The sequence below is a fragment of the Neobacillus sp. NPDC058068 genome, from assembly GCF_042885335.1.
In the GTDB taxonomy this organism is placed as follows: domain Bacteria; phylum Bacillota; class Bacilli; order Bacillales; family Cytobacillaceae; genus Neobacillus.
This window is the reverse complement of record NZ_JBHVSI010000032.1, coordinates 20,328-43,493: the sequence shown is the minus strand read 5'-3', so window position 1 is coordinate 43,493 and position 23,166 is coordinate 20,328. Positions and strand designations below refer to the sequence as shown.

The following is a 23,166-nucleotide window of genomic DNA, read 5'->3' as shown; positions in this document are numbered from 1 at the left end:
CCGCAGGCGCTTTAGCGCCGAGGAGGCTCACCGCCCGCCCCGCGGAAAGCGAAGCGCCTGGAACGGAAATCAACATTCACTTTTAACACAGCCATTACAATAAAAAAGGAGATGGGATGATGAGAGTTTCTTATCACGGACATTCAGTTGTCCAAATTAACACAAATGGGAAAACAATTTTAATTGATCCTTTTATTACAGGCAATCAATTAACAGACTTAACCCTTGAAGAGGTAAAACCAGATGTGATTATCTTATCGCACGGTCACGATGACCATGTCGGGGACACTGTTGAGTTAGCAAAAAGGCATAATGGCCTTGTAATTGCAAATTACGAACTTGCTACCTACTTGTCCTGGCAAGGAGTCAAAACACACGGCATGCACATTGGTGGTGCCTATCAGTTTGATTTCGGTAAAGTAAAGCTGACTCAAGCCTTCCACGGCTCGGGCTACGAAACCGAAAATAATGAACTTATCTATTGCGGTATGCCGGCAGGAATTCTTGTTATGAGCGAAGGTAAAACCATTTACCATGCGGGTGATACGGGTCTATTCTCCGATATGAAACTGATTGGAGATCGCCATCCGATTGATTTAGCCTTCTTGCCGATTGGCGACAATTTTACAATGGGACCTGAAGATGCAGCCTATGCCGCTAAACTGTTAAATGCAAAGACGGTTGTACCGATGCACTACAATACATTCCCGCCTATTAAACAGGATCCATATCAATTTATTGAATTGCTTGAAAATCAAAATGGGAAAGTGTTAGTTCCTGGTGAAGCAATCGATTTTTAAGCACGATTCTAGGCGATATCATACTTTTTTACCTCCTATGTGCATAAAGATGGAACAAGCAGTATTTTTTAAAAGGAGGAAAAGAAGTTGAAGAAGAATAGATATTTGCTTTGTCTGCTGCTTGTGGCCTTCATGCTCTATTTTGCCGTTCCGCGATTATCGATTCATGCAACTGGTGCGGAGGGGATATTTTCGATTGCTTGGCTTGTGTTTGCATTGATGGTGATCGCTGGTAATCTAACTGGTTTGCTTTATAGCCCGAAAAAACAAGGGAAAAGACCTCAGAGACAGCACAAAAAAACAAAATCACGCTCTTTTTTACGGGAATAAGATGACTTTGTGCGATACCGCATTGAATCAAGGTCTTTTACACTCTATAATTAAATTTAGACAAAGCTGGTTAAGAAATGACTAGATAAAGTGGAATTTGAAAATAGAGGGTGAAGGTCTTGGCTACGAAGCATGAACAAATTTTACAATACATTGATGGACTCCCGATTGGAGAAAAGATATCAGTCAGGCAAATCGCCAAGGCAATGACCGTAAGTGAGGGCACAGCTTACCGGGCGATTAAGGAAGCGGAAAATAAGGGGTATGTCAGCACGATCGAAAGAGTTGGCACGATTCGAATTGAACGGAAGAAGAAAGAGAATATTGAAAAGCTTACTTTTGCCGAAGTAGTAAACATCGTGGACGGCCAAGTATTAGGGGGCAGAACAGGCTTGCATAAAACCCTTAATAAATTTGTCATCGGAGCAATGAAACTTGAGGCAATGATGCGATACACTGAAGCAGGCAACCTGTTAATTGTCGGAAATAGGACGCAGGCACATGAGCTGGCGTTAAAAGCAGGTGCCGCAGTGCTAATCACCGGAGGCTTTGATTCTGAGGATCATGTGAAAAAACTGGCAGATAAAATGGAATTGCCGGTTATTTCAACAAGTTATGATACCTTTACGGTTGCGACGATGATTAACCGGGCTATTTATGACCAATTAATCAAAAAGGAAATTATTTTAGTAGAAGATATTTTAACACCTCTTGCGGACACTTATTATTTAAAAACGTCTGATAAGGTGGCAAAATGGCATGAATTTAATCAAGAAACAACGCACAGCCGTTATCCTGTTGTCGACCAGAACATGAAGATTCAAGGAATGGTGACAAGTAAGGATATTTTGGGTCAGGATTTAGAAGCTTCAATCGACAAGATTATGACGAAACATCCGATGACCGTTAATGGGAAGACAAGTGTCGCCTCGACCGCCCATACGATGGTCTGGGAAGGGATTGAAGTGCTTCCTGTTGCCGATGACTCCAACCGGTTAGAAGGGATTATCAGCAGGCAGGATGTCTTAAAGGCGCTGCAAATGAACCAACGGCAGCCGCAGGTTGGAGAAACGATTGATGACATCGTAACCAATCAAATGGTCTTAATGCAGGGCAGGGCAAAAGGGGAAGAAGTTTACTCCTGTGAAGTGACGCCGCAAATGACGAACCATCTTGGAACTATTTCCTATGGGGTATTTACGACCATTGTCTCAGATGCAGCCAACCGGGTATTGCGAAGCTATAAAAAAGGTGACCTCGTTGTCGAAAACATGACCATTTACTTTATTAAACCAGTTCAAATGGAGAGTAAATTAGAAATTTATCCAAAGATACTCGAAGTAGGACGGAAATTTGGCAAGGTAGATGTCGAAGTGTTCAATGAAGGAGTTTTGGTTGGAAAAGCGATGATGATGTGCCAGTTAATTGACAGAAGCTAAAAATGTGAAAGCCGCTTCCCAACCTGAGAAGCGGCTCAATTTTTATATTACTATCAGAATTTATATCATTGAACATTGAGAATTGTCCAGCTCCAGCGCCCTAGCGGCTAATGTCCTCGCTCTCCGCCCTACGATAAGTCAAGCACGAATGCGCCTCCGGCTCTTCGTGTTTCCTTTATCTCAGTTGGAGCGCTCCAGGCCATACGCCGCTGACCAGGGCGCTTGCGCTTTTATTTTTGGGCATCGAGAGTCTTTGCTTCCTCGATGGCAAATGGCAGGTAGTGTTTATATTTTTTGAAGCCAATCCAGCTGAATACGGCGCCGTAAATAATAAATATGGAAGCAACAAGATAAGTCATCGTTGATTCGGAGATGAATAGTAGATGATTGATTCCGAATAATAACACAAAAAGGCCAAGCGCAATATTTGCTTTTGCTGAAAGCCATTTCTTTTCGACATGACGGTTGCTTCTGAAGTATTTAGTTTTATAAAATAAATAGAAAGCAAATAATATTGCAATTAAGACAACAAATACAAACATAATATGTTCCTCCAAGTTTCGAAAATCTTTTATAATTGTAACTGTTCTATTAAAAAATTGCCACATTTGGTTCTAAGAAGGAGACCCTATGATAGAGAAAATAGTAGAAGCCATTGAACAATATGAAACGATTATTATCCATCGCCACGTCCGTCCAGACCCTGATGCCTATGGTTCACAAGGCGGTTTGGCGTCCGTTTTACAAGCATCCTACCCTGAGAAAAAGGTTTATGCGGTTGGCCAGGAGGAACCAACGCTAGATTTTCTGCGCAGACTTGATGTAATTAAGGATGAAGTCTATAAAGGTGCCTTAGTGATTGTGTGTGATACAGCAAATGCCGAAAGGATTTGTGATGACCGCTACTCATTGGGAGATAAGCTTATCAAAATTGATCATCATCCAAACGAAGATCCTTATGGAGACTTATTATGGGTCGATACAAATGCAAGCTCATGCAGTGAGATGATTTATGAATTTTATTTAGCCGGAAAAGAAAAAGGCTTGAAAATGAATGATGAGGCGGCAAGACTGTTATACGCCGGGATTGTCGGTGATACTGGCAGATTCCTTTTTCCAAGTACGACAGAAAAAACGTTTGCCTATGCGGGCGAATTAATCCACTATCATTTCTCGCGCACTGAACTATATGACAGGATGTACGAATTGGATGCCCATATCATCAAGTTAAACGGGTATATTCTCCAAACATTTGAGCTGCAGAAAAACGGTGTTGCTTCTGTTAGACTGACAAAAGAGTTATTAGCGGAATACGGGGCAAAGCCGGCAGAGGCCTCCCTGCTTGTCGGAACCTTAGGGAATGTAAAAGGGATTAAAGCCTGGGTCTTTTTCATTGAGGAGGGCGACCAAATACGGGTGCGGCTCCGTTCAAAGGGACCGGTGATAAATGGTGTAGCGAGAAAGTTCAAAGGGGGCGGACATCCACTTGCCTCAGGTGCTTCAATCTATTCTTGGAACGAAGTAGAAGACGTCTTAAAAGAACTAGACGAGGCATGCGAAAACCATTTAAAATAAGGCTGTGTTAAAGAACATTGTTGATTTTGAGCACAATGTTGATTGGAGTGGAAGGCGCGAGACTCCTGCGGGAGCAGCGGGACAGGTGAGACCCCGCAGGCGCTTTAGCGCCGAGGAGGCTCACCGCCCGCCCCGCGAACCGCTTGCGCCTGTAACGGAAATCAACATTTACTTTTAACATAGCCTAAAATAAAGAACAACGGCCCAGACATTGGGCCGTTTATTCAAACTGTATTTCTAAATGAATTGTCAGGTTTGTATAGATAACCAATTCATTCACCTTAAGTTTATATCTTTTATCATTGATTTTTATCGGTTTGTTTTCAATGATTTTTTTCAGTAGATCTTTAGATTTGTAGACTGTTTCCAAATCCTTTGCCAGCATCATGTCGATATCATCTCTAACCGAGTTTTCTGTCTCTAAAACACTTAAGGAATCCAGCTTATATTTTTCCGCGTTGAGTATCTTTATATTGATTTTCTGAACCGTAAGCTGCTCAATATTCCGTTTGTTCATCTCTTTATATTCTTCCTGCCAAATCTTTTTCTCATTGTTTAAATCCACGATTTCTTGCTGTTGTTTACGAAGCGATTCCGTATTCTCTTCCTGCCAGACACCGTAAATATATAAAAAGATGCACCAGCTTATGGCACCCCCAATAGCCATTCCGGCAAAAAAGCGCTGCCATGCTGGTCTGCGGTATAATGGCGGAATTCTCATGATGATATATACTCCTGGGTAAGCCAATTAATAATGAGTGCACCTGTCTGGGCGCCGCCTAAGGCAGAAAGAATTAATAATAATTGTTTAAAAAGATCCTTTGTGCCTGCATCCAAAAAGCCTTTTTCAAACGAATATACTGTATCAAATGTCCCGCCGATGGCCGCTATAATTGCCCAAATTCTAAGTGAAGAAGACAAGCGATAAACGGTAGTAAGCGGAGGTTGACCTGTTAAGAAGGCGGCAATTCCGCCAATTAATGAACCGCCCAGCAGAACCCCTAAGGCAATAAAGTAGCTTTCAATAAAAGCTGGAAAAAAACCGATTTCTTTCATCCCTTCAACCGCCCTTACACATAATCAAATGGCCTTTTTATCAAATATATGGACAAACAATCAGGAATATGATGAAAAAATGAGAACATATTTTCCTTTTTCACAAAAAAGTTCTATAATATAGAATAAGATCAAGTAATTAAGGGTGTGAAGAGGATGTCTTTTGTTCACCTGCATGTATATAGTGCGTATAGTCTGCTTACAAGTACGGCCTCAGTCCCTCATCTAATTGAAAATGCCAAGCAGAAAGGCTTTATGGAGCTTGCGTTAACAGACCGAAATGTAATGTACGGGACCATAGAGTTTTATAAATTGTGCAAAAAAAATAACATAAAACCAATCATCGGTTTAACCGTGGATGTGGAAAGTGAGAGTAACGAGAATGAATCATATCCACTGGTCTTAATTGCTGAAAATGAAACTGGTTATAAAAACCTATTGAAAATTTCCAGTACGGTGCAAACGAAAGCCGATAATGGGATTCCCCTAAAATGGCTGAAACATTATGCAAAGGGGCTGATTGCCCTCACTCCTGGATGTGAAGGAGAAATTGAACAATCCTTGTTAACGGGCAAAGAGGAATTTGCCAGAGAGTTAATAAAAAAGCTTGAAGCCGTCTTCGGCGCAAATAATTTTTTTCTTGCGATTCAAAATCATCAACTTGAACAAGAAAAGGATCTAAGGAATCAGCTTCAATTGCTGTCGAAAGACATGAATATCCCGCTAGCAGCAGCCAATCAGGTTCATTATTTAGAAAAAGAAGATATGTTTGCACAGGAGTGTTTGTTAGCGATAAAAAATGGTGATAAGTTACAGGATGAACATAGAGAAAGATTGCAAAGCGATCAATACTATTTGAAAACAGCCAGTGAAATGGTCGACTGCCTCTCCGAATTTCCCGAAGCATTGGAAAACACCATCCGTATCGCCCAAAGATGCAACGTCAACATCGAGCTGGGCAAGACCTATTTACCTGCATTCCCGACAGAAAAGGGCTTGGAAGCAGAAGAATATCTGGAGAAATTATGCCGACAAGGATTGAATGAGCGATTTTCCTCGCCAAGCCAAAAATATTTTGAACGGCTGTCCTATGAACTAGCCGTAATTAAACGAATGAAGTTTAGCGATTACTTTTTAATTGTCTGGGATTTCATGAGGTATGCCCGTGAACATGGAATATTGACCGGACCAGGCAGGGGGTCGGCTGCTGGATCGCTTGTTGCCTATGTTTTGTACATAACGGATGTTGACCCAATCGAGCATAACCTATTATTCGAACGGTTTTTGAATCCTGAGCGAATTTCAATGCCCGATATCGATATTGACTTTCCGGACCATCTTAGGGATGAAGTGATTGAATATGTGGCTAAAAAATATGGGGAGCTCCATGTTGCGCAAATTGTAACGTTTGGAACCCTTGCGGCAAAAGCTGCATTACGCGATGTCGGCAGGGTATTCGGCTTGAATTCAAAGGAACTGGAGCAATTGTCGAGGCTTATCCCATCACGCTTAGGAATAAACCTGCAACAAGCATATAACGAATCGGAAGGACTTCGCAGGCTTGTTAATGAAACTCCGCAAAACAAGCGGCTATTTGCAACGGCATTAAAGCTGGAAGGTCTGCCGCGCCACACGTCTACACATGCTGCAGGTGTGATCATTAGCGAGAAACAGCTTATTGAGTTAATCCCGATTCAACGCGGGTCTAACCAAGTTTATTTAACGCAATATTCAATGGAGCATCTAGAAGAGATTGGTCTCCTCAAAATGGACTTCCTTGGCTTAAGAAATCTCTCACTCATTGAAACAATCCTATCATCCATTCGCCGCCATACAGGGAGAAAATTGGACATCGGGCGAATCCCATTAGAAGACAACAAGACGTTTGAACTATTAGCTAGGGGTGAAACGACAGGTATTTTTCAGCTTGAATCGGATGGGATAAGGAAGGTATTAACCAGATTAAAACCTTCACGCTTTGAGGATATTGTTGCCGTCAATGCGTTGTACCGGCCAGGACCAATGGAAAGTATCCCGATCTTTATTGATCGAAAGCATGGCCGTCAAGCAGTCGAATACCCCCACCCGGATTTGCAGCCCATCCTTGAGAACACATATGGTGTAATCGTCTATCAAGAACAAATCATGCAAATTGCTTCGGTAATGGCAGGGTTCTCCCTTGGTGAAGCCGATCTATTGAGGCGGGCAGTCGGGAAGAAGCAAAAAGAGGTACTTGATAAAGAGCGTCATCACTTTGTTCAAGGGGCCCTAAAGAAGGGCTACAACCAATCCCTTGCCAATGAGATTTATGATTTAATTGTCCGCTTTGCAAATTATGGATTTAATCGCAGTCACGCAGTGGCTTACAGCATGATTTCTTACCAGCTTGCCTTTTTAAAAGCCAATTTTCCGGTTCATTTTATGGCAGGTCTGCTTACCGCGGCAATTGGAAATGAAACAAAAATTGCTCAGTATATCATGGAAACAAAGCAAAAGGAAATTACGGTCCTGCCTCCATCTATTAACCATAGCGGTTTTCCATTTCAAGTAGAACAAACAGGAGCCATCCGCTACAGTCTTGCTGCCATCAAAAGTGTGGGTGCTCAAGCATTGAGGGAAATCTTCCAAGCAAGGAAGAAGAAAAAATTTGCTGACTTATTTGATTTCTGTATTCGAGTTTCTTCTAAAGCGATTAACCGGAAAACACTGGAGTTCCTTGTTCACTCAGGATGTTTTGATGAGTTCGGTGAGGATCGGGCAGTCTTGCTGGCAAGTTTAGATGTTGCGATTGAGCATGCAACCATTTTTAAGCCTGACGATGACAGTCAAATTGATTTATTCGATGATGAATTTGTCCCTAAGCCGAAATATGTTCAAGTCGATCCGATTAGTCAGGAGCATAAGCTGACATTTGAAAAAGAGGCACTTGGTTTCTATCTTTCTGATCATCCCATTTCTATTTTTGCAAAAGAGCTTAAAGTGTGCGGTGCAGATGTTTTATTCGATTTGAAAAATGAGGCAAAAAGGGTTTTTACTGGTGTCTATCTTTCATCATTGAAAGCTATTCGCACCAAAAAAGGGGATTCAATGGCCTTTTTAACGATAAGTGATGCAACTGGTGAAATGGAAGCAGTCGCATTCCCGATGGTCTATAAAAGGTATATACAGCTTTTAAAGCAGGGGAATTTTGTGCTGCTGGAAGGGAAAATCGAAGAACGTGTTGGGGAACTGCAATTTATCATTCAGCATGTATCTGACTTAGAACAATGGATTCAAACAAAATTAGTAAAACAGTCAGTATTGTATTTAAAAATTGTTGAGAATAAAGAGGATGAGCCATCACTGAAAAAAATAAATGAACTCCTTAAAGAAAATAAGGGGGAAGCAGGCGTGATTTTGCATTATGAATCGACCCGAAAAACAGTTAGACTCGGTAAGGAGATGAATGTCAATCCAACCTCCGAATTACTGCAGCAATTAAGAAAAATACTCGGTTCTAAAAACGTTGTCCTGAAAGATTAATTCTTTACAACTTTCGAAGATATGATATAGTGATAAAGAGACAAGTGTGGTCTGACCACCAATGTCGGCTTGTTATTTAGAGGGATGTACCTATTCTTTTTGTACAAATCAAAGGGGTGACATATCTTGACTTTACGTGAAGAAGCATTACATATGCATCGAGTTAATAAAGGAAAGTTAGAGTCGAAATCAAAAGTTCCTGTCCGGAATGCTCATGATTTAAGTTTAGCCTATTCACCAGGTGTGGCGGAGCCATGTAAAGATATTTATGAAAAGCCAGAAACGGTTTATGACTATACCATGAAAGGAAACATGGTTGCGGTAGTATCCGATGGGACGGCCGTTCTCGGACTTGGTAATATTGGACCCGAAGCAGCACTTCCTGTAATGGAAGGAAAAGCTGTTCTATTTAAAAGCTTTGCCGGCGTTGATGCATTTCCAATCTGCCTAAACACGACAGATGTGGATAAAATTGTTGAAACCGTAAAGTTGCTTGAGCCTACATTTGGCGGTGTGAATCTGGAAGATATCGCTGCTCCCAATTGTTTCGTGATTGAGGAACGATTGAAAAAGGAAGCGAATATTCCAATTTTTCATGATGACCAGCATGGTACAGCCATTGTTACCGTGGCAGGCCTTGTCAATGCCCTTAAAATTATCGGCAAAAAAATAACCGAAATTAAAGTGATAGCAAGCGGTGCTGGTGCAGCCGGGATTGCTATCATTAAGTTGTTATATAGCTATGGTGTCAGAGACATTATTATGTGTGATACAAAAGGTGCCATTTACGAAGGACGCCCACAAGGGATGAATGCGGTAAAAGCAGAAGTAGCGAAATTTACTAATCGGGATAACCTGACAGGAAATCTCGCTGATGTAATTAAAGGCGCTGATGTATTTATTGGGGTTTCAGTTGCTGGCGCACTAACTAAAGAAATGGTAGCATCGATGAATCCGGATTCGATTATTTTTGCGATGGCTAATCCAGACCCTGAGATTATGCCGGATGAAGCAAAAGCAGCCGGAGCCAAGGTAGTTGGAACAGGCCGGTCTGATTTTCCCAATCAAGTAAACAATGTCCTTGCATTTCCTGGGATTTTCCGTGGTGCGCTTGATGTTCGCGCAACGCATATAAATGAAAAAATGAAAGTAGCAGCAGTGGAAGCTATTGCCAGCTTAATAAGTGAAGATGAGTTAAATGCTGACTATGTCATTCCAGCACCTTTTGACCCTAGAGTAGCTCCAAATGTGGCTGCAGCAGTAGCAAAGGCTGCGATGGAAACAGGGGTAGCCCGCATCAAAGTGGATCCGGAAGATATTAAAGAAAAAACACAAAGGCTCGCTATTATTGGTAAAAGTGAGTGATTAAGTAAGTGACGAATACAAAAGTATACTTAGAGATTGTCAAGCAATTACGAGAAATGATAACCATAGATGGTCTAAAGACCGGAGATAAGATTCCATCGGAACGGGAATTGTCTGAGCGCCTGAATTTCGGGCGCTCTTCCGTTCGCGAAGCACTAAGGGCATTGGAATTGCTCGGTTTAATTGAAACACGGCGGGGCGAAGGGACGTTCATCAGAGACTTTCGCGGCAATCAGCTTGTGCGGCTCCTCAGCACCTTTATTTTGCAGGATGAAAAAGCAAAACGGGATGTATTTGAAACCAAAAATATTATTGAGATGGACTGCCTGCGCTTAAGTCTGCAACGAATGGACAATAGAAGTATGGCCAATTTGCAGGAATGGGTAAGAAATTCAGACAGCTTTAGTGATGATGAGTTTTTTATTCGGATTATCGAGATGGCAGATAATCACCTATTCGCCAGAATATGGCTGATTTTAAAGGATTATTACAATTCACTAGACTCGAAGCCCGTTGATTACAAGCGTAAGAACTATCAAAAGTTAATAGATGCATTAGCAGAAAAGGATGAGGAAAAAACACTTTCTGCTTATTGTGCTCTCCGAAATTTGTCTTTTTTATCGACAAATACTAACAGATTTTGAAATTATTTTATTTTATAGTGAAAGATATACAAGCCCTTGGGTAAGGGTATTTTTAATTGTCTAGTGGTCAGACCACTAGGTGAGTATAGAGTTGATTAAGGATAGAAAGACTTCTGAATAGACTATCACGAAAAACCTGCTTGTTAGGCAGGAGTGTTACAAAGGAGGATACATTTTGGCACTAAAAGATCTTTTTGTGAAACCAAATCAAAAAAAGAAAAAATATGCAACAATTCCAACAGAAACTGCTAAAAATGATGTACCTGAAGGAATTATGACTAAATGCCCTTCATGTAAAAAAATCATGTATACGAAGGAATTAGCGAAAAACTTTAAAGTTTGCTTACATTGCGGACATCATTTTCAAATGAATTCAAGAGAGCGGATTGACAGTTTTCTTGATGAAAACAGTTTTGAAGAAATAAATGAAAATATGATATCTAAAAATCCATTGGATTTTCCGGATTACCTTGAAAAGCTTGAAAAGGATCGCCAAAAAAGCAAATTAAATGAAGCAGTGGTTACAGGCATTGGAACTGTCAATGGTAATAGAATTGTCCTGGCCATCATGGATGCTTCGTTCAGAATGGGAAGTATGGGTTCAGTAGTCGGCGAAAAAATAACGCTTGCGATAGAAAAAGCCGATGAACTTTCTGTACCGTTTATTATCTTTACTGCCTCAGGCGGTGCAAGAATGCAGGAAGGTGCCTTGAGTTTGATGCAAATGGCAAAAACAAGTGTTGCCTTAAAGAGGTTTAGTGAAAATGGCGGCTTGATTATTTCTATGATGACCTATCCGACAACAGGCGGTGTTTCTGCCAGCTTCGCATCATTGGGAGATTTCAACTTTGCTGAACCAGAAGCATTAATCGGCTTTGCCGGCCGCAGAGTAATTGAACAATCCATTCGTGAAGAATTGCCTGCAGACTTTCAAACGGCTGAGTTTCTCTTAAAGCATGGCCAGTTAGACGCAATAATTTCACGACTAGAATTAGTTGATAAAATCACAAACATTTTAGAAATACATCAACCAGGAGGTGAACTCGAGTGGTAGGAGAATTGGAATTCGAACGCCCAATCGTAGAGTTAAGAAAGAAAATCAACGAAATAAAAGAGTTCACTAAAACTACAGATGTTGATTTAAGTTCAGAAATTGTTAAATTAGAAGCGCGGCTTGAAAAGTTGGAACAGGATATATATTCCAATATTAAACCGTGGGACCGAGTGCAAATTGCTAGACATCCAAGCCGGCCGACAACTCTGGACTATATTTCCTATTTATTTGAAGGATTCTTTGAATGTCATGGAGACAGAACCTTCGCTGATGATGCAGCCATTGTTGGCGGTATAGCGAGATTCAAGGGACTTCCTGTTACCGTTATTGGCCATCAAAGAGGAAAAGACACGAAAGAGAATATCCGCAGAAATTTTGGCATGCCGCATCCCGAAGGCTACCGAAAAGCCCTTCGTTTAATGAAACAGGCGGATAAATTTAAGCGCCCTATTATTTGTTTTATCGATACAAAAGGGGCCTATCCAGGTAAGGCTGCGGAAGAACGCGGCCAGAGTGAAGCAATTGCCCGCAATCTATTTGAAATGGCTGGCCTGAGGGTACCGGTTATTTGTATTGTTATCGGCGAAGGCGGCAGCGGCGGTGCGCTGGCGCTTGGTGTTGGCAATCGGATATACATGCTTGAAAACTCAACCTACTCCGTCATTTCACCTGAAGGGGCAGCGGCTATTTTGTGGAAGGATGCAGCCCTCGCCAAAAACGCAGCGGAAACGATGAAAATTACGGCACCTGACTTAAAAGGATTAGGTGTTATCGATGATATTATTCCTGAAATCAAGGGTGGCGCCCATAAAGATGTGAAAAAGCAGGCTGATGAAATCGAAAAATTACTTAAAACTTCACTGCGAGAGCTCCTAATCCTTTCTGAAGAGGAGTTAATTGCCGATCGCTATAATCGATTTAGGACAATTGGCGAATATAGTTTAATAAATGATTATATTGGTGTAAATTAAAAAAATCGTGCTCACATGGGCACGATTTTTAAATATGTATGGTTCATGAATGTTCACAGAAATTTCATTGAATAGTTTATGATGACGCTTTCAAAAGAGAATAAAACGTTTTCATTTTACTGAGTATTACGTCTTTTGTAATTACTAATATGATTCGGTTGTTAAGGGCAATCCTTCATGTTATTTTATAAATATTAGAAGCTTTTATGTGAATAATAGAAGTAGTTGTGAAAACAGTATCTTTTCTATTTTAATGATATTATATAAATATGTTTTCTTAATCTATGATTGAGGTGATACACATGAAAAAAATAGGAGTACTTACAAGCGGCGGCGACGCCCCGGGAATGAATCCGGCGATACGGGCGGTTGTCCGAAAAGCAATATTTCATAATGTGGATGTGTATGGGATTTATGGAGGATATTCAGGATTAATTTCCGGAAATATTAAGAAGCTTGAACTTGGTTCTGTTGGTGATATCATTCACAGGGGCGGAACGATGCTTCATTCGGCTAGGTGCATAGAATTTAAAACAAAAGAAGGGCAGCAAAAAGGCATTGAGCAGCTAAGAGCCCATGGTATCGAGGGACTTGTTGTTATCGGCGGAGATGGTTCCTACCGAGGAGCTAAAGCTTTATCAGAGCAAGGATTTCCTTGCGTCGGTGTACCGGGAACAATTGATAATGATATTCCAGGTACAGAACAGACAATTGGTTTTGACACAGCCTTAAATACGGTCATCGACGCTATCGATAAAATCCGTGATACAGCTACATCCCACGAAAGAACCTTTGTCATCGAAGTAATGGGTCGGAACGCGGGTGACATTGCTCTTTGGGCTGGACTTGCCGGCGGGGCTGAAACGATTTTAATTCCTGAAGAGAACTATGATATGAATGAAGTGGCAGAAAGGCTGCGCAGCGGACAGGAACGCGGGAAAAAGCATAGTATCATTATTGTTGCTGAAGGTGTATGCAGCGGCTATGAATTTGCCCGTCAGCTTGAAGAAGCAACCACCTTTGAAACAAGAGTATCGGTATTAGGCCATATCCAGCGCGGCGGTTCCCCGACTGCGGCAGACAGAGTGCTTGCCAGCAGATTAGGTGCAAGAGCAGTCGAGCTTTTAATTGAAGGAAAAGGCGGCCGTGCAGTAGGAATAGAAAAGAATCAGCTTGCTGATTACGACATTATTGACGCTCTAAACAAAAAACATACCCTGGATCTTGACCTATTCAAACTTTCAAAGGAATTATCTATTTAATTATTTGTTTTAACCAAATAGGAGGCTTTAAAATGTTACGAAAAACGAAAATCGTTTGTACAATTGGTCCTGCTAGTGAAAGTGTAGAAAAATTAACTCAATTGATTAATGCAGGCATGAACGTTGCCCGATTAAATTTTTCACATGGTGATTTTAAAGAGCATGGTGCTCGAATCGAAAATATCCGCGAAGCGTCAAGAATTACGGGAAAAACGGTTGCCATCCTGCTGGATACAAAAGGTCCGGAAATTCGGACAAACAATATGCAAAACGGTGCAATTGAGCTAAAGGCTGGCGAAAATGTAATTGTTTCAATGACGGAAGTCGAAGGAACAGTCGAGAAGTTTTCTGTTACATACCCTGGATTAATAGAAGATGTACATGTAGGCTCAAAAATTCTTTTAGACGATGGTTTAATCGGTCTTGAAGTAATAGAAATAAATAAAGCAGCAAATGAAATTTATACGAAAATTCTAAACAGCGGTACCTTGAAGAATAAAAAGGGTGTAAATGTTCCGGGTGTTTCCGTTAATCTGCCGGGGATTACGGAAAAGGATACACAGGATATTCTCTTTGGAATTGAACAAGGCGTTGATTTTATTGCCGCATCATTCGTCCGCCGTGCCAAAGACGTGTTAGAAATCCGTCAGCTGCTGGAAGAAAACAACGCAGTATATACCCATATTATTCCTAAAATTGAAAACCAAGAAGGCGTAGATAACATTGATGAAATTTTAGAAATCTCTGATGGCCTGATGGTTGCCCGTGGCGACCTTGGAGTTGAAATCCCGGCTGAAGAGGTTCCGCTTGTTCAAAAAATGTTGATTAAGAAATGTAATGCCCTTGGAAAACCTGTCATTACTGCTACACAAATGCTTGATTCGATGCAGCGGAATCCAAGACCAACTCGTGCGGAAGCAAGCGACGTGGCCAATGCTATTTTTGACGGGACAGATGCAATCATGCTTTCTGGTGAAACGGCTGCGGGTCTTTATCCGGTAGAAGCAGTTCAAACAATGAACAATATTGCTTCTAGAGCCGAGCAGGCATTAGAACACAAGGAAATTTTATCAAGCAGGAGCAAAGACACCGAACACAACCTAACAGATGCTATTGGTCAGTCTGTTGCCCACACCGCTCTAAACTTAGATGTCAAATCAATCATTACACCTACGGAAAGCGGTCATACCGCCAGGATGATTTCCAAATATCGTCCGAAATCAGCGATTGTCGCTGTTACTGCGAATGAACCTGTTTGCCGCCGTTTACAGCTTGTCTGGGGAGTCTATCCACAGCTTGGGAGAGTCTGCACGACTACAGATGAAATGCTCGATATTGCCGTTGAGGAAAGCTTAAATAGCGGCATTGTAAAACGTGGCGATTTAGTCGTCATCACTGCGGGTGTTCCAGTTGGTGAAGCTGGAACAACTAATCTGATGAAGATTCATGTAGTCGGAGATATCATTGCGAAGGCGCAGGGAATTGGCCGCAAATCCGCTTTTGGTAAGGTGGTCCTTGCTCATAACGCAGAAGAGGCCTTAAATAAGGTAAAACCGGGTTCGATTCTTGTAACAATCGGTTCAGACCGTGACATGGTTCCAGCTATTGAAAAATGTGCTGCCCTCATTACCCAAGAAGGCGGGCTAACTAGCCATGCCGCTGTTGTTGGGTTGAATCTTGGCATCCCTGTTATTGTCGGAGTAGATCACGCTTTAGATTTGTTCAAAGATGGCCAAGAAATAACCGTTGATTCTGCTAGAGGTGTTATTTATAACGGCCACGCTAGTGTTTTATAAGCATTAAAAAAAACGTCAGCTCCCGACCTGGAAGCTGACGTTTTGATTTATGTCTCTTTCCCCATAATAAATCCCCAAATATCATGAAAAACATTGGCGCGATACAGAGTGCTGATAATGACAAGGGTTACTGGACCGACAATTAATCCTAAAAAACCGATTGTTTTAAAACCGACAAATAACGCAATCAATGTCGCTAATGGATCTAAACCAATACTCGAAGAAAGAATCTTTGGCTCCATAACTTGTCTTTGAACGAGAACAATAATATAAAGAACACCAAGACCGATGGCAAGGCCCATATTGCCGCTAATGGCTGTATAAATAATCCATGGGACAAACACTAGCCCTGTACCAAGATAGGGAAGAACATCAACAATCCCGGTAACAAGTGCAATCGTTATCGCATAATCGACACGAAGGACAAGCAAACCGATAAGGATAATCACCGTTGTAATCGATATTAGGGTTACCTGTGCTTTAATAAAACCGAATAACGCCTTTTTTAAATCAATAAACACGGTTCTGCCACTCGTTTTTGCTTTTTCAGGTAATAGTTTGCCGCCAAGTCCTGATAAACGATACCAATCCTTGCTGATGAAAAAGGTAGCCAACAATGAAAATACTAGCACTGTTGCTGCATTCGGAAGCCAGGATAAAATATTAGGAATAATTCCGAACAGGTTCTTAATAAACGAGCCCGCAGTTGTTCCGATTTTCTGGCCGATATTTTGAATATTATTGCTAATTGTCTCTTTCTGTCCTGCCCCAAGCTTATTAAATAAACTTGTTAAATGATCATAGAACGGAAGGATTTGTCCTGTAAAATAGTCCTCAATATAGCCAATCAACGTATCGAGATGTTCTGGTACTACCGTAGCTAAATAGTTTGCACCCGTGACAATTTCAGCAACTAAAAGTGTTATTAACCCCGCAAATACAGCAAAGATAACTATAAGCGCCACAAAAACGGCAAGGACGCGTGGCATTTTCCACTTTTTTTCAAAGAAGTTAACAATCGGGTTAATGAAAAGGGCGATAATCAGCCCAATTAAAAATGGATAGGTCAACGTCGACAAATAGTAAAAAGCGTACAGTCCGAGTAAAACACCACCTACAACAAGTAAAAATCTTATTGTCCGGTATATGTACTTAGGATTCAATGACAGTCCTCCTTTTTAATAATTTTGTTATTATAGTTTAACATTATATGAATGAAGCTGCATAATTTTCCAACAGGAAATCCCCGCTCTAATCATTATTACGATGTATAGTGTGGAAAGGTTTCAGTTTAAAACAATAAAATCTTTAGACCGCCCTTTTTTTAAAATAATAATTTTTTTGTATTTTTCAACTCCTTTTCGTTCACAAAAATTTGATAATTGTTTATAATAGGCTTGTAAGCGTATCCTTTTTTACATAAACCATATATATATGCTGATTTACTTGTAAAATAATTTTTTAATGCGAATGAAAGGGTATACAATCAATTTGTATATGTCTCGAGCAACCGCTCAGTCAGCTTAAACTGGATAACCATTGTGGGGAATACCTGGGACAGTACTATATGCCAATTCTTCAGGCTATTCTGGAACAGGTAGGTTATCGTAGCTGCGTTGTTTTTTGTTTACAAATTGAGCAATGGGGAAATTAAGAATTGTGAAGGAGAGATTTATTATGACAGTAACACGCGGTCTTGAAGGGGTAGTGGCAACAACTTCCTCTATCAGCTCTATTATTGATGACACGCTGACATATGTTGGCTATGACATTGATGATTTAGCTAAAAATGCCAGCTTTGAAGAGGTTATTTATTTGTTATGGCACCGTAAGCTGCCTAATGCAAAGCAATTGGCAGAATTGAAACAACAGCTTTCTGAAAACGCTGCCCTTCCACCTGAAGTAATCGAGCATTTTAACATGTATCCGATTCAAAAGGTACATCCAATGGCAGCACTTCGCTCAGCAGTCTCTTTATTAGGACTATATGATGATGAAGCAGATGTTATGGATACTGAGGCGAATTTCAGAAAAGCGATTCGACTCCAAGCGAAAATGCCTGCTATTGTGACAACATTTGCACGGGTTAGAAAAGGCCTTGAACCGATCGCTCCAAAACAGGATTTAAGCTATGCTGCTAATTTCCTTTACATGTTAACGGGCAAGGAACCAGAAAAGATTGCAATCGAGGCAATTGATAAGGCTCTTGTTTTACATGCGGATCATGAATTAAATGCGTCGACATTTACAGCACGTGTATGTGTGGCTACATTATCTGATATTTATTCAGGTGTCACTGCGGCAATTGGAGCTCTTAAAGGACCACTTCACGGCGGTGCAAATGAAGCGGTTATGAAAATGCTGACAGAAATTGGTACGATCGAAAATGTTGAGCCATATATTCACGGCAAGCTTGAAAACAAAGAAAAAATCATGGGCTTTGGTCACAGAGTTTACCGCAAGGGAGATCCTCGTGCCAAGCATTTGAAAGAAATGTCAAAAAAATTAACCGAGCTGACTGGCGAACCGCATTGGTATGATATGTCAGTGAAAATTGAAAGCATCGTTACGGGTGAAAAGAAACTTCCGCCAAACGTAGATTTCTATTCCGCATCTGTTTATCACAGCTTAGGCGTTGACCACGACTTAATGACACCAATCTTTGCTGTAAGTCGTGTTTCCGGATGGCTGGCACATATTTTAGAGCAATATGAAAACAATCGTTTAATCCGTCCACGAGCAGAATACACGGGTCCTGGAATGCAAAAATACATTCCAATCGAGCAAAGAGGTTAATATTTTACTTTTATTAATATTATTGATGTAATAGTATTGATTGAAAAGGTTAGAGGCTCTGGCACTCTAACCTTTGATTCAGTCATTAGCATGACAAAGGGTTAGTACATAATAGGAGGGAGAACAACTATGTTAGGCGAAAAAATCACGGTTAAAGATGGAGTTTTAAATGTACCAAACAATCCAATTATCCCATTTATTGAAGGGGACGGTATCGGACCAGATATTTGGGCAGCTTCTGAGAGAGTTTTAAATGCAGCGGTTGAAAAAGCGTATAAAGGCGAACGTAAATTAGTTTGGAAAGAAGTTTTAGCAGGTGAAAAGGCATTTAACCAAACGGGTGAATGGCTCCCATCAGCAACACTTGATGAAATCAATGAATATTTGATTGCGATTAAAGGACCACTAACTACACCTGTCGGCGGCGGAATTCGTTCCTTGAACGTTGCACTACGTCAGGAGTTAGACTTGTTTGTTTGCTTACGTCCTGTAAGATGGTTTGAAGGTGTTCCTTCACCGGTTAAGCGTCCGCAAGATACAGATATGGTCATCTTCCGTGAAAATACTGAAGATATTTATGCTGGAATCGAGTATGAAAAAGGTACAGAGGCAGTTAAAAAGGTCATCGACTTCCTTCAAAACGAAATGGGTGTTAATAAAATCAGGTTCCCTGAAACGTCAGGTATTGGTATTAAACCTGTTTCTGAAGAAGGTACAACTCGTCTTGTACGTGCAGCTATTAACTATGCGATAAAAGAAGGCCGTAAATCCGTTACACTCGTGCATAAAGGAAATATCATGAAATTCACTGAAGGCGCGTTTAAAAACTGGGGTTATGAGCTTGCAGAAAAGGAATTTGCCGATAAAGTCTTTACATGGGCTCAATATGACCGCATTAAGGCAGAGCAAGGATCAGATGCTGCGAACAAGGCGCAAGCTGATGCAGAAGCTGCTGGAAAAATCATCGTGAAAGATGCAATCGCTGATATTTTCTTACAACAAATTCTTACTCGCCCACGTGAGTTTGATGTTGTGGCTACAATGAACTTAAACGGCGACTTTATTTCAGATGCACTTGCGGCACAAGTTGGCGGCATCGGAATTGCTCCGGGAGCTAACATCAACTACGAAACAGGACATGCCATTTTTGAAGCAACACACGGAACAGCACCAAAATATGCTGGCCTTGATAAAGTTAACCCATCTTCTGTTATTTTATCCGGGGTGTTAATGCTTGAGCACTTAGGCTGGAACGAAGCAGCTACAATGGTTATTAAATCCGTAGAAAAAACAATTGCATCCAAAGTTGTAACCTATGACTTCGCCCGCTTAATGGACGGTGCAACAGAAGTAAAAACATCAGAGTTTGCTGACGAGCTAATTAAGAATATGGAATAAGAAAAGCTGGGGCTGTTTTAACAGCCCCGACTTGGATAATTAATAGATGCGTAAAAGGGGAGAGTCACATGTCATTAAAACGTAAAAAAGTTTCTGTAATCGGCGGCGGTTTTACTGGTGCCACAACTGCATTTTTACTTGCGCAAAAAGAACTTGGAAATGTTGTTTTAGTTGATATCGCTCCAATGGAAAACCCTACAAAAGGAAAAGCGCTAGATATGCTTGAAGCAGGTCCAGTTCAAGGCTTTGATGCCTCAATCACGGGAACTTCTAATTACGAAGATACCCGCGATTCTGATATCGTTGTGATTACCGCTGGGATCGCTCGTAAACCAGGCATGAGCCGTGACGATTTAGTGCAGACCAACCAAAAGGTAATGAAAAGTGTAACGCAAGAAATTGTGAAATATTCTCCAAATTGTACGATTCTTGTGTTGACAAACCCTGTTGATGCAATGACTTATACTGTATTCAAAGAATCAGGTTTCCCTAAGAACCGTGTAATCGGTCAATCAGGTGTTCTTGATACAGCTCGTTTCCGTACATTTGTAGCTCAGGAATTAAATCTATCGGTTAAAGATATTACTGGATTTGTTTTAGGCGGACACGGAGATGACATGGTGCCGCTTGTACGTTATTCCTATGCTGGTGGGATTCCATTAGAAACATTAATTCCTAAAGACCGCTTGGAAGCAATTGTTGAACGGACAAGAAAAGGCGGCGGCGAAATCGTTAACCTTCTAGGGAACGGCAGTGCTTACTATGCACCTGCAGCTTCATTGGTAGAAATGTGTGAAGCGATTTTGAAAGACCAACGCCGTGTGTTACCATCGATTGCTTACCTTGAAGGGGAATTTGGTTATGAAGGTATCTACCTTGGAGTACCAACCATTCTTGGTGCAAACGGGATTGAAAAAGTAATCGAGCTAGAACTTACTGCAGACGAGAAAGCAGCTTTAGATAAGTCTGTTGAATCCGTCCGCGGTGTTATGAATGTATTGGCGTAATTTATAGAAATTCGGGGCCTTTCTGGGGTCCCCGGATTTTTTTCGATTCAATAATGAAATCGCTTTCAGTGAGGTGTGTTGGATGCTTTTAGGAAAAAAAAGAAAGCTTGGCCGAAGGATTGATGAAATAACGGTTGGTGAAAAGTTATCCTTGACGGAGAAAATCGAAGATAAGGATCTTCTGCTATATTTAGGATTAACTGATGACGCGAACCCTCTTTACATACAACATGACTATGCGTCACAGACGCCATTTGAAAAACCGATTGTTCCAAGTATCATGCTTACAGGGATGATTAGCTCAGCTATCTCAAAATATTTACCTGGACCGGGAAGTCATATCTTAAGTCAGGAAATTGAATTCACGAAGCCGGTCTATCATTACGGAACAGTTGAGTTTTTGTTTGAGGTGATCGAAGTAAATAGTGGTGAGCATACTGTGGTTATCAATGTTGCTGGTACGAATGAAAAAAATGAAGCGGTTATCACCGGTCATATAAAAGTCTGCCCGCCGCATCGATTAGAAGAATTCCATGGGACGGCTTTGGAGAATTTCTAAGCACCACCATTATTCGTATTAAGAGCGGTTTAAAGTGCCCGAAAAGAGGCAAAAGGCAGTCTTCCGGTCACAGAGAGCGGTTCTCAGTGCCCGAAAAGAGGCAAAAAGCTATCTCCCGGTCACAGAGAGCGAACCTCAGTGCCCGGAAAGAGGCAGAAAGCAGTCTCCCGGTCACAGAGAGCGGACCTCAGTGCCCGAAAAGAGGCAAAAAGCAGTCTCCCGGTCACAGAGACCGGTTCTTAGTGCCCGGAAAGAGGTAAAAAGCTATCTCCCGGTCACAGAGACCGGTTCTTAGTGCCCGGAAAGAGGTAAAAAGCTATCTCCCGGTCACAGAGAGCGAACCTCAGTGCCCGGAAAGAGGCAAAAAGCTGTCTCCCGGTCACAGAGACCGGTGTTGTTTGAAATGCCAGAAAAAAGATAAGCTCCTTAGGTCAATAAACCTGGTTTTTAGTGACCAAGAAGAATGAGTAACACTATTAAAATAAGTGGTGAACATAAGTTATGCCATTTATTCAGTTTCACTCATAATAGCAATGCCTGCTTTCCCCGATTGCTTTAAAGTTTTCCTTAAGGATTGTTCTAATTACCTTTTTAGACACAATCCCCCCACACCACTCATAAACAATATTTGTAGTAATTTTCATATCAGGGAACAATATCTTTATTTCCTCTACAGAGCGCAAAACAGCCAAGACAACCCCTTCCTCACACCCGCAATCACCACAAACCATCTTCTTGCCACCGCCAACACCACAACCGCCACCAACAGGAACATCAACCTTAAACGAATTGCACACCTTGCAAGTAACACCTTTTCGCATACCATCATAATCATAAGCAGGTACCTTATTAAAAGGTGATTTCGTTTGATGTAAAGAAACCAGCTTGTCAGCTAGTGCCTTGTGGCGATAAGTTAAATTTGTCGGCTGCGCATCTAATTTTTTCATAAATGCATTTAGCTGTGTAGGGAAAATAAAAGATTCATTTAGGGGCGCCTGATATAGGGTAAACTCGGGGTTAATAAATACTATGTATCCCTCGATGGCAAAATTATACCCATGCTTTTGGAGGAGTTGACCGAGCAAGAATTTGCTGCGTTTTAATTGGTCGAGCGGATTCTTATATTGCTTTCCGGAAGTCGTTTCAAGTCTGTCGGGTTTAAAAATAAAATCTCCTTGATAATTTTTTACATCAATAGGGAAAATAGTTTCTTGGAAAATGATTGTGGTATCAAGTTGGAAAGGCGAGTTGTCAATCTCGAGCTGCAGGTCGTTTAAAATTAAGCCATTACTTTGAAGCTTTTCCGTCAATAAGTCAAACTGAACCTCCCCTTCATAGCCTTTTTCCTTGTTTAAATAATACTTCTTCGTCTCTGTGGCTAAATCCATTCGTGTGTTTAAAATTCGTAATTTTAGTATTTCAACCGGTGTAGTGCGTGGTTTGTAAGCCATATTCCACTTCCTTCCTAATTTCCTAAGTCTATTTTACAAAAGATATAGCAGTGGTCCGAACAGAAGCATGACAAATTTGTTAACTTTTATAAAAAATTCCAATCCACACGCCGTTTTCAAATATCGGTCCCTAAAACTAGA

General features: G+C 41.1%; 20 protein-coding genes. 15 read left to right on the top strand and 5 right to left on the bottom strand.

Translation table 11 applies throughout. The features are described 5' to 3' along the window. Positions 1-119 precede the first annotated feature (119 nt). The 3 genes from ACFVSW_RS25985 (at position 120) to ACFVSW_RS25975 (ending at position 2,569) form a co-directional block, all read left to right on the top strand. Positions 120-800, top strand: coding sequence for a metal-dependent hydrolase (locus ACFVSW_RS25985; protein ID WP_387319518.1), 681 nt, complete (start codon positions 120-122; stop codon positions 798-800). An 87-nt stretch (positions 801-887) separates the two neighbouring features. Then, positions 888-1,130 carry a hypothetical protein gene (locus ACFVSW_RS25980; RefSeq protein WP_387319517.1) on the top strand — a complete coding sequence of 81 codons (243 nt, stop codon included), beginning with the start codon at positions 888-890 and terminating at the stop codon, positions 1,128-1,130. A gap of 119 nt (positions 1,131-1,249) precedes the next feature. Further along, positions 1,250-2,569 carry a DRTGG domain-containing protein gene (locus tag ACFVSW_RS25975; protein WP_387319516.1) on the top strand — a complete coding sequence of 440 codons (1,320 nt, stop codon included), beginning with the start codon at positions 1,250-1,252 and terminating at the stop codon, positions 2,567-2,569. A gap of 230 nt (positions 2,570-2,799) precedes the next feature. Here ACFVSW_RS25975 and ACFVSW_RS25970 read toward each other — a convergent pair whose 3' ends face one another. Next, complete coding sequence (locus ACFVSW_RS25970) at positions 2,800-3,111, bottom strand: YtpI family protein (protein WP_387319515.1); 312 nt, start codon at positions 3,109-3,111, stop codon at positions 2,800-2,802. Between the two features lie 88 nt (positions 3,112-3,199). Here ACFVSW_RS25970 and ACFVSW_RS25965 point away from each other — a divergent pair, with 88 nt between their 5' ends. Next, positions 3,200-4,144 (top strand): DHH family phosphoesterase, encoded by a 945-nt coding sequence (locus ACFVSW_RS25965; RefSeq protein ID WP_387319514.1) that lies wholly within the window; start codon positions 3,200-3,202, stop codon positions 4,142-4,144. A gap of 220 nt (positions 4,145-4,364) precedes the next feature. On the opposite strand, the gene ytrI is transcribed toward ACFVSW_RS25965, so the two are convergent. Next, positions 4,365-4,865, bottom strand: a complete 501-nt coding sequence (gene ytrI, locus ACFVSW_RS25960; RefSeq protein WP_387319513.1) for a sporulation membrane protein YtrI — start codon at positions 4,863-4,865, stop codon at positions 4,365-4,367. Next, positions 4,862-5,200: a sporulation membrane protein YtrH gene (ytrH, locus tag ACFVSW_RS25955; RefSeq protein ID WP_024028593.1), complete on the bottom strand. Its 339-nt coding sequence runs from the start codon at positions 5,198-5,200 to the stop codon at positions 4,862-4,864. Before ytrH ends, ytrI begins: the two co-directional genes overlap by 4 nt. A 156-nt stretch (positions 5,201-5,356) precedes the next feature. Between ytrH and dnaE the strand changes: the two genes are divergently transcribed. The 7 genes from dnaE (at position 5,357) to pyk (ending at position 15,814) form a co-directional block, all read left to right on the top strand. Beyond that, the gene (dnaE, locus tag ACFVSW_RS25950) at positions 5,357-8,722 is read left to right on the top strand and encodes a DNA polymerase III subunit alpha (RefSeq protein WP_387319512.1); all 3,366 of its coding nucleotides are present in this window, start codon (positions 5,357-5,359) and stop codon (positions 8,720-8,722) included. A 126-nt stretch (positions 8,723-8,848) separates the two neighbouring features. Next, positions 8,849-10,087, top strand: coding sequence for an NADP-dependent malic enzyme (gene ystJ / locus ACFVSW_RS25945; RefSeq protein WP_387319511.1), 1,239 nt, complete (start codon positions 8,849-8,851; stop codon positions 10,085-10,087). Positions 10,088-10,143: 56 nt separating this feature from the next. Beyond that, complete coding sequence (locus tag ACFVSW_RS25940) at positions 10,144-10,731, top strand: FadR/GntR family transcriptional regulator (protein WP_387319520.1); 588 nt, start codon at positions 10,144-10,146, stop codon at positions 10,729-10,731. Positions 10,732-10,906: 175 nt separating this feature from the next. Then, positions 10,907-11,785, top strand: coding sequence for an acetyl-CoA carboxylase, carboxyltransferase subunit beta (gene accD / locus ACFVSW_RS25935; protein ID WP_387319510.1), 879 nt, complete (start codon positions 10,907-10,909; stop codon positions 11,783-11,785). Then, the gene (gene accA / locus ACFVSW_RS25930; RefSeq protein WP_387319509.1) at positions 11,779-12,756 is read left to right on the top strand and encodes an acetyl-CoA carboxylase carboxyl transferase subunit alpha; all 978 of its coding nucleotides are present in this window, start codon (positions 11,779-11,781) and stop codon (positions 12,754-12,756) included. The genes accD and accA overlap by 7 nt, the downstream gene beginning before the upstream one ends. Positions 12,757-13,058: 302 nt before the next feature. Beyond that, positions 13,059-14,018: a 6-phosphofructokinase gene (gene pfkA / locus ACFVSW_RS25925; RefSeq protein WP_387319508.1), complete on the top strand. Its 960-nt coding sequence runs from the start codon at positions 13,059-13,061 to the stop codon at positions 14,016-14,018. A 32-nt stretch (positions 14,019-14,050) separates the two neighbouring features. Further along, positions 14,051-15,814, top strand: coding sequence for a pyruvate kinase (gene pyk / locus ACFVSW_RS25920; protein ID WP_387319507.1), 1,764 nt, complete (start codon positions 14,051-14,053; stop codon positions 15,812-15,814). A gap of 47 nt (positions 15,815-15,861) precedes the next feature. Here the strand turns inward: pyk and ytvI are convergent, their stop codons facing one another. After that, positions 15,862-16,977 (bottom strand): sporulation integral membrane protein YtvI, encoded by a 1,116-nt coding sequence (ytvI, locus tag ACFVSW_RS25915; protein WP_387319505.1) that lies wholly within the window; start codon positions 16,975-16,977, stop codon positions 15,862-15,864. A 514-nt stretch (positions 16,978-17,491) separates the two neighbouring features. Here ytvI and citZ point away from each other — a divergent pair. From citZ to ACFVSW_RS25895, 4 genes are all read left to right on the top strand, one after another. Beyond that, a complete protein-coding gene (citZ, locus tag ACFVSW_RS25910; protein WP_387319504.1) occupies positions 17,492-18,610 on the top strand; it encodes a citrate synthase in 1,119 nt (372 codons plus the stop codon). A gap of 129 nt (positions 18,611-18,739) precedes the next feature. Further along, complete coding sequence (icd, locus tag ACFVSW_RS25905; protein WP_387319503.1) at positions 18,740-20,008, top strand: NADP-dependent isocitrate dehydrogenase; 1,269 nt, start codon at positions 18,740-18,742, stop codon at positions 20,006-20,008. Between the two features lie 68 nt (positions 20,009-20,076). Beyond that, positions 20,077-21,015, top strand: coding sequence for a malate dehydrogenase (gene mdh / locus ACFVSW_RS25900; protein WP_387319502.1), 939 nt, complete (start codon positions 20,077-20,079; stop codon positions 21,013-21,015). Between the two features lie 82 nt (positions 21,016-21,097). Continuing rightward, positions 21,098-21,574 carry a MaoC/PaaZ C-terminal domain-containing protein gene (locus tag ACFVSW_RS25895; RefSeq protein ID WP_387319501.1) on the top strand — a complete coding sequence of 159 codons (477 nt, stop codon included), beginning with the start codon at positions 21,098-21,100 and terminating at the stop codon, positions 21,572-21,574. Between the two features lie 518 nt (positions 21,575-22,092). Here ACFVSW_RS25895 and ACFVSW_RS25890 read toward each other — a convergent pair. Then, the gene (locus ACFVSW_RS25890; RefSeq protein ID WP_387319500.1) at positions 22,093-23,025 is read right to left on the bottom strand and encodes a nuclease-related domain-containing protein; all 933 of its coding nucleotides are present in this window, start codon (positions 23,023-23,025) and stop codon (positions 22,093-22,095) included. Positions 23,026-23,166: the final 141 nt, after the last annotated feature.

Excerpts from the sequence above, each read along its gene's own strand:
- ACFVSW_RS25965 (WP_387319514.1), top strand. The coding sequence starts at position 3,200 with ATGATAGAGAAAATAGTAGAAGCCATTGAACAATATGAAACGATTATT.
- ytrI (WP_387319513.1), bottom strand. The coding sequence starts at position 4,865 with ATGAGAATTCCGCCATTATACCGCAGACCAGCATGGCAGCGCTTTTTT.
- mdh (WP_387319502.1), top strand. The coding sequence starts at position 20,077 with ATGTCATTAAAACGTAAAAAAGTTTCTGTAATCGGCGGCGGTTTTACT.
- ACFVSW_RS25940 (WP_387319520.1), top strand. The coding sequence starts at position 10,144 with ATGATAACCATAGATGGTCTAAAGACCGGAGATAAGATTCCATCGGAA.
- pfkA (WP_387319508.1), top strand. The coding sequence starts at position 13,059 with ATGAAAAAAATAGGAGTACTTACAAGCGGCGGCGACGCCCCGGGAATG.
- ACFVSW_RS25890 (WP_387319500.1), bottom strand. The coding sequence starts at position 23,025 with ATGGCTTACAAACCACGCACTACACCGGTTGAAATACTAAAATTACGA.
- dnaE (WP_387319512.1), top strand. The coding sequence starts at position 5,357 with ATGTCTTTTGTTCACCTGCATGTATATAGTGCGTATAGTCTGCTTACA.
- pyk (WP_387319507.1), top strand. The coding sequence starts at position 14,051 with ATGTTACGAAAAACGAAAATCGTTTGTACAATTGGTCCTGCTAGTGAA.
- ACFVSW_RS25970 (WP_387319515.1), bottom strand. The coding sequence starts at position 3,111 with ATGTTTGTATTTGTTGTCTTAATTGCAATATTATTTGCTTTCTATTTA.
- icd (WP_387319503.1), top strand. The coding sequence starts at position 18,740 with ATGTTAGGCGAAAAAATCACGGTTAAAGATGGAGTTTTAAATGTACCA.
- ACFVSW_RS25985 (WP_387319518.1), top strand. The coding sequence starts at position 120 with ATGAGAGTTTCTTATCACGGACATTCAGTTGTCCAAATTAACACAAAT.
- citZ (WP_387319504.1), top strand. The coding sequence starts at position 17,492 with ATGACAGTAACACGCGGTCTTGAAGGGGTAGTGGCAACAACTTCCTCT.
- ACFVSW_RS25895 (WP_387319501.1), top strand. The coding sequence starts at position 21,098 with ATGCTTTTAGGAAAAAAAAGAAAGCTTGGCCGAAGGATTGATGAAATA.
- ytrH (WP_024028593.1), bottom strand. The coding sequence starts at position 5,200 with ATGAAAGAAATCGGTTTTTTTCCAGCTTTTATTGAAAGCTACTTTATT.